Source organism: Rhodopirellula sp. UBA1907 (genome assembly GCF_002337565.1).
Classification (GTDB): domain Bacteria; phylum Planctomycetota; class Planctomycetia; order Pirellulales; family Pirellulaceae; genus Rhodopirellula; species Rhodopirellula europaea.
Window position 1 is genome coordinate 1 of the sequence record NZ_DDGH01000049.1, and the last position, 12,745, is coordinate 12,745.

General features: G+C 55.2%; 11 protein-coding genes. 4 read left to right on the top strand and 7 right to left on the bottom strand.

Going from position 1 to position 12,745, the window contains the following annotated elements; genetic code table 11:
- Positions 1-274: 274 nt before the first annotated feature.
- Positions 275-1,597: an APC family permease gene (locus B2R17_RS10795; protein ID WP_286763985.1), complete on the top strand. Its 1,323-nt coding sequence runs from the start codon at positions 275-277 to the stop codon at positions 1,595-1,597.
- 75 nt (positions 1,598-1,672) lie between these two features.
- On the opposite strand, the gene B2R17_RS10800 is transcribed toward B2R17_RS10795, so the two are convergent.
- The gene (locus B2R17_RS10800) at positions 1,673-3,994 is read right to left on the bottom strand and encodes a DUF2092 domain-containing protein (protein WP_339889057.1); all 2,322 of its coding nucleotides are present in this window, start codon (positions 3,992-3,994) and stop codon (positions 1,673-1,675) included.
- Between the two features lie 237 nt (positions 3,995-4,231).
- Between B2R17_RS10800 and B2R17_RS10805 the strand changes: the two genes are divergently transcribed.
- From B2R17_RS10805 to B2R17_RS10815, 3 genes are all read left to right on the top strand, one after another.
- Positions 4,232-5,911, top strand: a complete 1,680-nt coding sequence (locus tag B2R17_RS10805) for an L-lactate permease (protein ID WP_286763986.1) — start codon at positions 4,232-4,234, stop codon at positions 5,909-5,911.
- A 277-nt stretch (positions 5,912-6,188) separates the two neighbouring features.
- Entirely contained in the window at positions 6,189-7,907 is a 1,719-nt protein-coding gene (locus tag B2R17_RS10810; protein ID WP_339889061.1) for an FAD-dependent oxidoreductase, read from the top strand.
- A gap of 48 nt (positions 7,908-7,955) precedes the next feature.
- Positions 7,956-9,398, top strand: a complete 1,443-nt coding sequence (locus B2R17_RS10815) for a BNR-4 repeat-containing protein (RefSeq protein WP_286763988.1) — start codon at positions 7,956-7,958, stop codon at positions 9,396-9,398.
- Between the two features lie 167 nt (positions 9,399-9,565).
- Here B2R17_RS10815 and B2R17_RS10820 read toward each other — a convergent pair whose 3' ends face one another.
- The 6 genes from B2R17_RS10820 to B2R17_RS10845 form a co-directional block, all read right to left on the bottom strand.
- Positions 9,566-9,874, bottom strand: a complete 309-nt coding sequence (locus tag B2R17_RS10820) for a hypothetical protein (RefSeq protein WP_286763989.1) — start codon at positions 9,872-9,874, stop codon at positions 9,566-9,568.
- A 172-nt stretch (positions 9,875-10,046) separates the two neighbouring features.
- Positions 10,047-10,514, bottom strand: coding sequence for a hypothetical protein (locus B2R17_RS10825; protein ID WP_286763993.1), 468 nt, complete (start codon positions 10,512-10,514; stop codon positions 10,047-10,049).
- A gap of 83 nt (positions 10,515-10,597) precedes the next feature.
- Positions 10,598-10,981: a hypothetical protein gene (locus B2R17_RS10830; RefSeq protein ID WP_286763990.1), complete on the bottom strand. Its 384-nt coding sequence runs from the start codon at positions 10,979-10,981 to the stop codon at positions 10,598-10,600.
- Between the two features lie 157 nt (positions 10,982-11,138).
- Positions 11,139-11,525 (bottom strand): hypothetical protein, encoded by a 387-nt coding sequence (locus B2R17_RS10835; RefSeq protein ID WP_008663848.1) that lies wholly within the window; start codon positions 11,523-11,525, stop codon positions 11,139-11,141.
- A 165-nt stretch (positions 11,526-11,690) separates the two neighbouring features.
- Complete coding sequence (locus tag B2R17_RS10840; RefSeq protein WP_081610882.1) at positions 11,691-11,981, bottom strand: hypothetical protein; 291 nt, start codon at positions 11,979-11,981, stop codon at positions 11,691-11,693.
- 229 nt (positions 11,982-12,210) lie between these two features.
- Positions 12,211-12,745, bottom strand: a 535-nt coding sequence (locus B2R17_RS10845) for a hypothetical protein (protein ID WP_286763991.1), incomplete at its 5' end; no start/stop codon positions are given.

Here is a 12,745-nt window from a genome sequence, read left to right on the forward strand (position 1 = left end):
CAAACTTCGTTTCGGGAGAGGTTACGCCGTGTGTAGATCTGCCGAAAAGCGGCACCAATCACAACTTCACCCTCCTGGCAGGAGGGTCGAGCGAAGCGAGGGGAGGTCGAACGGCAACCAACCAAACCGTTCGCCACTTCGAAATATCATCCAGGCGACTTTGCGAACTCAATCCACATGCCGCAAGCAAAAACCGTCAACGCGTTCTCGGCTTGCGTTCCGCTCGATACACTGCTGCTCGCACCGTCCTTCTTCGATTCTTCCGTTCGTCCCCATGACCATTGATTCGCAACCGAGCCGCCCTCCAGAGCCAGCCGCACTTCGCCGTGACGTGGGCCTGTTCGGCGCCATGATGATGGGGCTCGGATCCATCGTTGGCACGGGCGTCTTTGTCAGCATCGGGATCGCGGCCGGAATCACCGGGCCATCGGTCGTGTTTGCGATTCTCGTTGCTGGGTTGGTCGCCACATTCAATGGACTGAGCAGCGCTCAATTGGCGGCTGCGCATCCAGTCAGCGGCGGCACCTACGAGTACGGCTACCGCTGGCTGACGCCTTCGATGGGATTCACGGCGGGTTGGATGTTCCTGTGTGCCAAGTCCGCTTCCGCTGCCACCGCCGCCTTGGGTTTTGCCGGGTACGCATTGCAACTATTCCAAGTCGATCGTGGAGACTGGATCGTGCCGCTTGCCGTTTGTGCGGTGGTCGCGACAACGCTGCTGTTGCTCGGGGGGATCCGGCGATCCAACTGGACGAATATTGCGATCGTCAGCACGACGCTGATCGCGCTGGCCAGCTTCGTGGTCGCCGGTTTGCCGATTGCCTGGCGAGAAGGTTCCGCCAACATGACCCCCTTGTTTGCTTCGGATGTCCCTGCGACCGCGACGCGGCAATTCTTGGAGGCTTGCGCGTTGATGTTCGTCGCCTACACCGGCTACGGCCGAATCGCGACGCTCGGCGAAGAAGTCCACAACCCTCGCCGAACGATTCCGCGAGCCATCATCGTCACACTGCTGGTCTCATCATTGCTGTATGCGATCGTTGGCGGCATCGCGGTCGCGGCGGCGGGAACGGGCGTTTTGGGTTCCACTTCACAACAGACCGCTCCCTTGCAAATTGTTGCGAATCATTTGAATTCACCCATGGTGGCCAAACTGGTTGCCATCGGTGCGGTGACCGCGATGCTGGGCGTGCTCCTCAACCTGATCCTTGGCCTCTCGAGAGTTATCTTCGCCATGGGTCGCCGCGGCGATTTGCCTCGCGGTTTGGCCGCCGTATCGAGCAAGAGTGCGACCCCGTCCGTTGCTGTGATCGCAGTTGGTATCGGCGTGGGAACGCTCGCACTCATCGGAGACGTCAAAACGACGTGGTCGTTCAGTGCCTTCACCGTGTTGGTCTACTACGCGCTCACGAATCTCGCAGCAACACGCCTGACCGCCGAAGAACGCTTGTTTTCACCAATCGTGCCATGGCTTGGTTTAATCTCATGCCTCGGCCTAGCATTCTGGGTACAGCCGAAGATATGGATCTTCGGCGTGGCACTGATCATCGCCGGCTTGGTTTTCCAACGATGGATGAAACAACGGAACATTCACTGACCGGGAAACGGAGCGTCCCTCTACTCACGCTGTTGGTCAACGCATCGCGATTCCCTTGGAAGACGATTCGCTGATCTAACGTTCGAGTTCAAACGCAACCATCCCCGTCTCTGAAGTCACAACGACATGAGGCAACTTTCCTTCACGAGGAAGCCAACTGACGCTACAACGTGATCCCTGCGGAGCGATCGTGGCGATCAACTCGCCTTCATCCAACTCAATCACGTGGATCAATCCGCCTCGCATGGCAACGGCGGCCAACCGCGCGTCATGAGCAATCGCCATGTCATCGACGTGATTCACATCCAAGGTTGGAAGCTCCAAAGAGAAATTCTCATTTCCCTGCAAATCGACCGACAGCATCAATTCCGATTGTTGATTCGAACTACCGGAGACAAGAATCTGTGGTTTCCGTTTTGAATCGGTGGGCAACAACGTGCGAACCATACTCGCATAAACAGCCACATCGAGCTTGGCGATGTCCTCTCCACTGGCAGAGAAAACGTGGACCTTGCCCTCAGCTGATGTTGTAAGCACCTCCACATCGCCGTTTTGATCGACATCGCCTGCTGTCACATGCCATACATTGCCCAAACGAGTGTTCTTCCAAAGCAGCTCGCCAGCATTGTCCAAAACGTGCAAACCAGTCGAACCGTTGTAGCCAACGATCACTTCGTCGTGCCCATCGGCGTTGATATCAAACGCCCAAACATCATCGACACCTTCCCCAAGTTCGTACTTCCACAGTGTCTCACCCGTCGACGTTTGTGCGATCACAGATTGCCCCCACGACTGAAACGAGAGAACTTCAGGCTGTTCATCGCCGATGAGGTTGGCGAGGCGAATCGATGTTGCGCGTGGCCCGTTGAATTCTCCCACTTCTTTTCCATCAGCATCGAAGATCGTGACGCCTCCACCAGGCTGACCAGCGAAAATGGTTTGAGTCGACTGATGCACCGCAACACCACTGAACCGTCCTTCCATTCGCCAAACTTCTTCCGTCCCAAATGCGTTGACGTTCTCTTCACGCTGACGCTTTTCTTCTTCGGCTTTGGCCAAAGTCTCTTGAGCGAGTGACTTTCCTTCCAAGAGCTGATCGAGCTCCTCCGTGAGTTTCTTTTCCAGTTGAGGACTGCTGCCGACATGCACCACCTCAACAATCCCGGTCTTGCCAATGATTACGGTTTGCGGGATCGCCGAAGCTGAATAGGCCACACTGATCTCAGAATCTTCATCAAACAGCACTGGGATATCGAGCGATTGCTCTTTTAGAAAAGCCTTCACACTTTCAGGTCCCTCACCGACGTTAACGGCAAAGAACCGAACGCCTTTGGCTTCATACTCTTCTGTCACCGCTGCCACCTTCGGCAACGCATCGACACACGGGCCGCACCAGGTCGCCCAAAAATCCAACACGACGACTTGGTCCTTCATCACAGCTTCCAATGTGACCTTTTTTTCGTTCCGGTCGCTTGTCTCGAATAGCGGTGCAGGTTCGCCAATCAACGGATGCACTGCCTGTGCCCCACCTGCTCCTATCCCTTCCATCAAAGATTCCGCCAACTTTGCTCCGGCCGGAGGAACAAACCGAAAGTCCTCGTCCGTCCATTGCGGCGACAAATTCCAGTCTCTCATCTCCACAGTGGATAAAAGCGTTGCACCTTCAGGGAGGGCACCCATCTCAGCCGCTTGTTCCGATATGTCCACCGACATTTTCACGGGCACCGGCTGCTCGCCTTTGCGAATCCAAAGACTCCAATCAAAAGCTTCTTGTTTGAAATCGAATCGTTCACAGGGGATCGAATCGACCATCTCATCACCCGCCTCATCGACATCGGTCACACCGCTCATCATCCGGTCACAATAACCATCTCCACCCGTGGGAATGAAACCGCCCGCCGGGCCAAGCATCATCAAAACCATCACCGCGTCGCCATTGAATAGATCATCCAAGTTCTCTGGAGCGTCGTCTTGGACATATCGTTCGAATGCCGGAATATATTGGGTCAGCTGCTTGCCATCACTAACCACCGTCATGCCCATTGGCCCCTCTTCCCCGACCAAGGCCAACCTGGACGGTCGCTGCAAACGGAACTGGAACTTCATTTCCTGCCGATGATTCATAGCGGCCGAACTGATTTCCGTCGCAGAAATGTACTCGCAGCCGAAGGATGGTTGCTCAGCGAGAAAGTCACACATTTCTTGCACCCGCGACGGCACAGCGTCATCCCCAAGCGATACCCTAGGAGTCAATGCAATGCAGGTCGCAATCACCGTAAACGACACAAATGCGAAAGTGTCGATCAGGTAAAATCGCCTCCGCACGCCCAGGCTCAAACCCTGCGAAGCCAGACTCAGCTCCTGAGAAGAACGCGCAGAGAAAACGAAAGAGAGCATGTCAGAAGATCCTGGGAGGGTAGAGAACTTAGATGCACCCAAGACTACCCACACGCGAGGTGACCTGTCAAAAAGTTCTTCGTTTCTCTGTCACTGCCCAAGAAGTATTGCTCGCACAAAGACCAATCCGAAGCTAGCGTCGAAAACACATCCGCACGATTCGTTAGCCACACAAACGAAAAGCAACATGAATCACAACCACTTTGAATCACCATCAACTATTCGGGTGAAACGCTGATGCTGGCACTGGTGGCTTTGGTGCCTATTTTGACTGTTGGCGTGTTGCTGGTTGGCCTACGTTGGCCGGCGGCTCGCGCGATGCCGGTTGCATTTGTCTTGACCGCCGCCCTATCGGCTTTGGTCTGGCAAGTGCCGTTCCTACAAGTCGCTGCGGCATCGACCAAAGGCGTGATCATTGCAATCAGCTTGCTGTTCATCGTTTTCGGCGCAATTCTGTTATTGGAATCGTTAACAGTCAGCGGCGCGATCAGAACGATCCGGTCGTCCTTCAGCAACCTGTCGCCCGACGCTCGGGTTCAAGCCATCGTCATCGCTTGGCTGTTTGGATCGTTCATCGAAGGAGCCGCCGGTTTCGGCACTCCGGCGGCTGTCTGCGTTCCGTTGCTGGTCGGACTTGGATTCCCAGCCTTAGCGGCAGTCTTCTGTGGAATGATCATCCAAAGCACACCGGTTTCGTTTGGAGCGGTCGGAACTCCCATCTTGGTCGGCGTCGACAAAGGCTTGTCTGGATCAGCGGCCGCGCAATCATTGGCGGTCGAACAAGGCTTCGTTCCTTGGGGAGAGTTCTTGCACCTGATCGCGATTAAAGTCGCGGTTCTGCACGCGACCGTTGGCTTGTTCATCCCGTTGATCATGGTTTGTGTGCTGACGAAAACGTTCGGTGCCAATCGTCGATTCTCCGAAGGATTGGCCGTCTGGCGATTCGCCCTGTTCGCCTCGCTTTCTATGACGGTCCCGTACGTTTTAACCGCGGTTTTCCTGGGGCCCGAATTTCCGTCGCTGATTGGAGCGTTGGTTGGTTTGACACTGGTGACCACAGCGGCTCGTCGCGGTTGGATGATGCCCAAGGACGCAACCGTGTGGACATTCGCGGACTCATCGACGTGGCCGCGGGAATGGACCGGACGAGAATCGGACACGAAACAGCAGGACACGCTCGCGTCTTCAACGCCAGCCCGTGCCCTGCCACCCTGGTTGGCTTGGACGCCATATTTGTTGGTCGCGGTACTGCTATTGATCACGCGTTTGGTCGGCCCCGTCACGGAAGCGATCCGTTCGGTCGCTTGGAATTTCGATTCGATCTTTGGCGTCTCATCGGTCAGCGTTCGGATCGAACCGCTGTACCTACCCGGATCGATCTTCGTGGTGGTTTCGCTGCTGACGATCGCCCTCCACCGAACACCAATCGAGGCGACGCAATTGGCATGGCGTCGAAGCTTTCGCATGATCGCTCGGGCTTCAATTCCGTTGCTGTTTTCGGTTCCGATGGTTCAAGTGTTCATTCATTCCGACGGCGGTCGCGATGGAACGTTGGACAAGATGCCGATCGTGCTTGCGACTCAAGCGGGACAGTGGATGGGCAACGGATGGCCGCTGGTTGCACCGTTGGTCGGCGGGTTGGGTGCGTTCATCGCTGGTTCCAACACATTCAGCAACATGATGTTTTCTGAGTTCCAATTTTCCGTCGCACAACACATCGGCACTGATCCGACATGGGGCGTCGCACTTCAAGCGGTCGGAGGTGCAGCGGGCAACATGATCTGCGTTCACAACGTGGTCGCCGCCTGCGCCGTGGTCGGCTTGCTTGGCCAAGAAGGCTTGGTACTTCGTCGTACCCTTCCCGCGTTTTTCTACTACACACTCTTTGCTGGGCTCCTCGGTTGGATCATCTCTTGATAAATCGCGTTGTACCTAAAGAAACCTCGCTTTGAACAGTTGATCGCACCAACATCGGATACACCTGTTCTACGGTCACAAATTAGTCGGCCGAAGAAGTTATGATGTTTGGCTTCATAGCGTTTCCACCGATGGAGTTTCCAACATGAGTCGTTGCACGTGGCTGGTCGTGATCCTGATATCGATCACGAGCTTTGGGTTGGCACCGAACGCGGACGCTGATTCAAACGTTGACGTGGTGGTATACGGAGCCACACCTTCGGGCATTGCCGCAGCGGTGGCCGCTGGCAAATCAGGACAATCGGTTCTTTTAATCGAGCCGACCAACCGGATCGGTGGCCTAGTCACCAGCGGTTTGTCTCACACCGACTTCCATTCGCTCGAAAGCCTCAGCGGAGCGTTCCTGGACTTTGCGAATCGAGTGGAAACCCACTACGCCAAAACCTACGGCCCTGACTCGCCGCAGGTGAAGGCCTCGTACCATGGCACCTTTGGCGAACCCAAAGTCAACCTCGCCGTCTTCCATGCTTTGCTGGACAAGCAACCCAAAGTCAAACTGGTTCATCAACATCTTCTCGTGGCATTGAAGCTCACCAAATCTCGACCGCAGAAACGCATCGAATCAGTCACCTTGGTTGATCCACAAGGCAACAAGCGAACTATTCGCGGCAAGGTCTTTGTGGATGGGACTTACGAAGGCGACCTGATGGCGATGGCGGGAGTCGAATGGCGTGCCGGTCGGGAAGGACGTGATGAACACGGCGAATCACTGGCACCGGAAACCGCTGATGATCAACTGCAAGCCTACAACTTCCGCTTCATCATGACCCAAGATGAAGCAAACCGGGTGATGCCTGTCGCTCCGCCTGGTTACCGACGCGAAGATTTTGTTGGCGTGCTGGATGCGATCGCGTCGGACAAAATCCAACGTGTCTTCGACTATCCCAGCAAGTGCATATTCAAAGCCCACCTGCCGGTGTTGCCCGGCGGCAAGTACGACATCAACGATGTTTCCCGAGGCTTGGTACGATTGTCATTGCCAGGCAAAAACCTCGGTTGGCCGGACGGCACGCCAGAAGAACGCCAAGCGATCTATGCCGAACACCTGAGAGACCAAGTCGGCCTGCTGTACTTCTTGCAGAATGATCCAAAGGTTCCCGATAAGTTTCGCCAGGAAGCGTTGCAGTGGGGATGGTGCCGGGACGAATTCTTGGACACCGACCACCTGCCACCGCAACTGTATGTACGCGAAGCTCGCCGAATGCAGGGCGTCCATGTCTACACGCAAGCGGACAGCGAATACGCCAAGGAAGGCACGCGAGCCAAGTTCCACCGAGACTCAATCGCCATGGCGGACTACGGCAACAATTGCCACGGAACCCACCATGAAGGTCCCCGTTTCGGAGGCAAACATTCAGGTGAGTTCTACAATCCGGTGCCGCCGTATCAGATTCCCTACGGAGTCTTGCTTCCCAAAGACGTTAACAATCTGCTGGTGTCGTGCGCGGTTTCGTCATCACACGTCGGTTTCTGCGCGTTGCGTTTAGAACCGGTGTGGATGTCGTTGGGACAAGCCGCCGGGCACGCCGCCTCGATCGCCGTGCAGCAGAACCAGCCCGTCCAGCAAGTCGACGTCTCGCATCTGCAACGAAATCTGCACGCCGATCGTTCCGCCACGATCTATGTCAGCGATGTGCTACCTGACTCACCCGACTTCGCCGTCGTGCAGTGGTGGGGTGCCGCCGGAGGATTGCGGAAGCTTTATCCAGAAGGAACGCCACGAAAACCTCGCGGCAAGAAGCTGCACGGCCAGTACTCCGAAGCCGCACCGTGGCACGCGGTTGAAATGGACAAAACACTCGACGAAAAGTTGGATCATCGTTGGCGTGCGTTGGCCGCTTCGATCGGTGTTCCGCCCGACGTTCTTCCAAAGGCCAACCGCAGCACCACGCGAGGAGATTTCATTCGCGCCGCGGCTGCCGCAGCACGTCAGTAGCCAATCGTCGATCCAATCCCCACCCCCCTTTCCCCATCACGAAGCACCATGAAGAAACTTCTCGGACTAACCATCTTGTTGCTCGCCACCGCTTTAACAAACTTCGTCGACTTTGCCGTTGCCGAAGAACCAGTCACGTTGAATCAAAAGGCTGATGGCTATCGCGGCGTTTGGTACATGAACCAACCATCGGGCGACGAATACGTTTACAAGTACAGCGGTGGATTGGGAACCTACTGCTCCAAGCACAAACCATTCGCGATTTACTGCGAGCAAGTCAACAAGACGTTCTTCTGCTTCGGCGGCGCGACGGCCGACGACAATCGTAAATTGCTTCACATGGTCTCGTACTTCGACCACGAAACCAACACCGTGCCGCGTCCCACCATCCTGTTGGACAAGCAAACCGACGACGCTCACGACAACCCAGTGATTTCCATCGATGACGAAGGTCACATTTGGATCTTCTCAACCTCACACGGTTTGTCGCGACCTTCCTACATCCACCGTAGTAAAAGTCCCTACGACATCAACGAATTTGAATTGGTGGAAGCGGCCCGGACCGAAGGAGACGACCGAACGCCGATCACCAATTTCTCCTACATGCAAATGTGGCACTCGGGCAACGGCTTCCAAGCCTTCTTCACTCGCTACAACTACCCTGTCGCTCGCACGATTTGCTTCATGAGCAGCGTCGGCGGTCGCGAGTGGAGCGCGTGGCAAAAATTGGCCGCGATCGGACAAGGTCACTACCAAGTCAGCGGCATCGGCGAGTCCAAAGCCGGATCGATGTTCAACTATCATCCTCAGAGCAAAGGCCTGAATTGGCGGACCAACCTGTACTACATCGAGACCGCCGACAACGGCGACACATGGACAACGGTCGATGGCAACGAGCTGACGCTGCCGCTCAAAGACATCCACAACAAGGCTTTGATCCACAACTACGAAGCGGAAGGCCTGAATGTGTATCTCAAAGACCTTCGCTATGACACCAACGACCGGCCAGTGCTGCTGTACATCACCAGCAAAGGCTACGAGTCTGGACCCAAAAACGATCCGCGCACGTGGATGTTGGCACGTTGGACGGGTAGCGAATGGAAACGCTCTCCCATCACCACTTCAGACAACAACTACGACGCCGGAGAACTATGGCTGCTGGCCGAAGACGACTGGCGAGTCATCGGGCCAACGGAAAAGGGACCGCAGCCCTACAACCCGGGCGGCGAAGTCGCGATGTGGAAGAGCGTTGACCAAGGCGCGACTTGGACCAAGCTGCGGCAAATGACCAACAACAGCGAGATGAACCACACCTACGTCCGACGTGCCCTCCACGCACACCCAGACTTCTTTGCCTTCTGGGCCGACGGGCACGGACGAAAGCCGTCGCACTCCCACCTGTATTTCTCCAACGACGCCGGCGACGTATTCCAACTCCCACGGACCATGCAATCCGAAACAGCCCAACCGAAACGCATCGAGTTGAAATAAGCACGTCGGCAAGAATGATCTGGCAAAACCACGTGAGCCGTTCGGGCGTTGGCTCCGGCTGCACGTGGGGACAATAGCGTTTGCCATCACAATTCAAATGCCGAAACACTCCTGCCGACCTGCTCAGTATTGAGTAGAAGAAAAGGTGCGGCCGAGCCAAACACGAACTACATGAACAACAGGGCCCCGACAAACGCGGCGAATGCAATCAGGATCACGCCCAGCAGGATCGGAAGATAGACGCGTGCGGAAACGTTGGACGGATCGTCGTCATCGGAGATGGATCCGCCACTGTTCTCAACGATCCAGCCAGGAAGACGCCCAAACGCCGTGTAAAGCAAACCGAGCGTCACGCCAAGCCCGAGAGCGACCCAAGTACGCAGATCGCCAACTCGAGCAACCACGCACCAACCGAGCATCGACAGCAAAACGAGCGACAACATGCCGGATGCAATTCGCTTGTTCGTTCCAGTCAAACCAGCAACTCATGGATGGAACAATTCCACACCGCCGTCACCGACATCGGTGAATGGCATTGACCGGTGCCGAGTCTACCACCCCAACGTGGCCGAGAGAACCAACACAGCTCCCCGGGCGAGGCACACGTCAATTCAATGATACACAGCCGGAAAACTAGAGACTCACGACCTATTTCAACCAACGTCGAAAGAACCACCAGGGCGAACGCACCCGGTCAAACCAAGTGAAACTCACATTGATGTAGCCAGCGCGTATCGTCGCACGAGTCGTTTGCGGATCAAAATGCCCAAAAGTTTCGACAACAAAATTGGGATACTTGATATTACGAATACGTTGACAGTCGTGATTCCAAAAGCCTTCAGTTTGCGTCGAGGTATGGCCATCCAGTGGTGCAACGACGTACGAACTCCAAAACATGTCCACGTCGTGATGATCCGTCAACGTAGCGAGCGGTTCACCAAGGCCAGATAAAACGTGCCATCCAAAATCGCGTCCATAATTGGCATTGGCGATTGCGATGCGATCGGAGAGCGAAAACTGCGATGGATCCACAATAGAGATTGTCGCCGAAAAGAGAGTTTCCACGACACCCGCCCTGAACGAAGCGAGCGATGCCTGAACTACGAGAAATTGCACCAAGGCCAGCCCGCGTTGCCAAAGTGAGAAGGTGTGCCGAAGGCCTAGCGTAAACACCATGTTGTGTGACGCTTACGCGCGGGTCAGCCCAACCAAGTTTCGGCAAGTGACCGGGAAATCGTCGCGTCGGGAGTGGATCTGCCGTATTTGTTGGTCAGCAGTTCAATGTGCTCTGAAACCTCGAACATGGCGAATGCGTCCGTATCTGAGATCATTTCGCGTTCTGTGCAGGGAACAACGTAGACCAAGAATGGGTCGTCAAAGATCGTGAAGATTGCCACGTCGTGCGTGATAATGAAGTTGACGAAGGGCGAGGCAATGTCGCCGCCGTGAGCAAGTTCGTCGGCGTAGATGTCGTCGCGAACCTCACGAGTGTGCCGTTGCAGGTCGGAAGCGGTGAAAGTGTCGCAACCCGCTTGAAGTAGCGCAGCGGAAACAGAACGCTCGAAGCTGGAGAGATCGTCCATTTGCGTCACACAACGGAAGGTTTTTACGACACCGCCCTACACGAAGCGAGCGATGCCTGAACTACGGGAGATTCTACCACCAGATAGAGGCTTGAACAAACGACAGCAATGTGCCGAAGGCCTAGCGTAAAAACCATGTTGTCGGACAAGACGCTACCTAATCGTATTCCTCGCAAGCAAGTCGATAGCCCAACAATTCCGCGAGCTTGTGCGCCAACGGAAGGCAGCAATTCTCAACATCCTTGGGGTAAGGATAGACCTGTATGCCTTGATTCTCCCAGACATCAAATTCGAGATATTCCTTGGCATCCGGTTCAGCAATTCGGCAGCGAACAGGTTTGCCTTCGCGGTAGATGCGGCAGATTTCTTCGGGTGCGTTCAAGCCTTCAAGTGCTGCAAGCCGTTTCTTTGCGTCGGACTGCGCCTCTTCAGCGCTGATCTCGTGTCGCGGAAACGTGTCGGCGACCCGAGTCACGACGTCATCGATCGACAGGCAGTCAGCGTCATCGGCGGGGGAGATGTCGTAGAAGTAGTAGGTAGCCACTGGTTTCTGTCCGACAACGGAAGGTTTTTACGACACCGCCCTGAGCGAAGCGAGCGATGTCTGAGCTACGGAAGATTTTAACACCAGTGGGAGGCTTGAACAATCGACAGCGGTGTGCCGAAGGCCTCCGCGTAAAACCCATGTTGTGCGACCGGCGACGCTGCGTTAAAGACCGAAGCCACGCGTAAATCCCCACGACCATCGACGGGCACCGCATTTCGGACATTTTCGTGCGACGAACATGAGGTACTCGATCAGTTCAAGCAAGTAGTTGAGCAACAACGCACAAAGGAAAAAGACGATCAGGCCCGCGACAACCGACAGTGGAACAAGCAGCAAGTTCCACCAGCCAAAACTGAATGAAGTTTCAGTTGCTGTATTTGCAGCTGTCGGTGTTCGGAGCGTCCGGGCCGCAAAAGAGATGATTCCAGCGGTGCAGCCCATCAGGAAGATCATGTAGAGCCCGCAAGTCGCGGTCGGCAAGCAACCGCGAGCCTCTTCGTGTTCACATCGGCGACATCTGTAGATCATCGAAAGACTAGGTCGCACAACGGAAGGCTTTTACGACACCGCCCTAAACGAAGCGAACGACGTCTGAATTACGAGAGATTTTACCAAGGCCAGCCCGCGTCGCCAAACATGGAAGGTGTGCCGAAGGCCTAGCGTAAAAACCGTGTTGGCCGGCCTATTTAGGCAAGAATATGCCGCACATCGTGACAATGTTGCTGCAAGCAAAGTCCTGCCATTCCTCGAACGAATTCAACTTTTCGTTGGGATTGAAATACAACATTAGACTGCGCCCGACGACCCAGACGACACCGACCTTAAAACTGAGTGACCGGTCATCGTCATCTGGTGTAGTCCGCAATTCGTCTTCATCAGTAAGTGCGTCCCAAGTTCGCAAGACACCAGGGATTTCAGCGACATCGTTTAGCTGCACAGACGTGACCGACTTGAGTAGTTTCTCAAATGCGGAGTTGTCAGGACGGTCGCCTTCCGTGAGGACATCGGACAAGACGACGGCAACATCGTTCATGAGTTGCGTTGGCGATTTGTAAGAGAGGGATCGAATATGACCGTGAACAGACTCAATCAAAGGATGCATTTGGACCGGCCAACGGAAGGTTTTTACGACACCGCCCCAAACGAAGCGAGAGATGTCTGAACTACGGAAATTGTACCAACGGTAGGCGACTAGAACAATCGACAGCGGTGTGCCG

Bases quoted from the DNA above. Each gene is read 5' to 3' on its own strand.
- B2R17_RS10795 (WP_286763985.1), top strand. From the start codon at position 275: ATGACCATTGATTCGCAACCGAGCCGCCCTCCAGAGCCAGCCGCACTT.
- B2R17_RS10800 (WP_339889057.1), bottom strand. From the start codon at position 3,994: ATGCTCTCTTTCGTTTTCTCTGCGCGTTCTTCTCAGGAGCTGAGTCTG.
- B2R17_RS10805 (WP_286763986.1), top strand. From the start codon at position 4,232: ATGCTGGCACTGGTGGCTTTGGTGCCTATTTTGACTGTTGGCGTGTTG.
- B2R17_RS10815 (WP_286763988.1), top strand. From the start codon at position 7,956: ATGAAGAAACTTCTCGGACTAACCATCTTGTTGCTCGCCACCGCTTTA.
- B2R17_RS10830 (WP_286763990.1), bottom strand. From the start codon at position 10,981: ATGGACGATCTCTCCAGCTTCGAGCGTTCTGTTTCCGCTGCGCTACTT.
- B2R17_RS10840 (WP_081610882.1), bottom strand. From the start codon at position 11,981: ATGATCTTCCTGATGGGCTGCACCGCTGGAATCATCTCTTTTGCGGCC.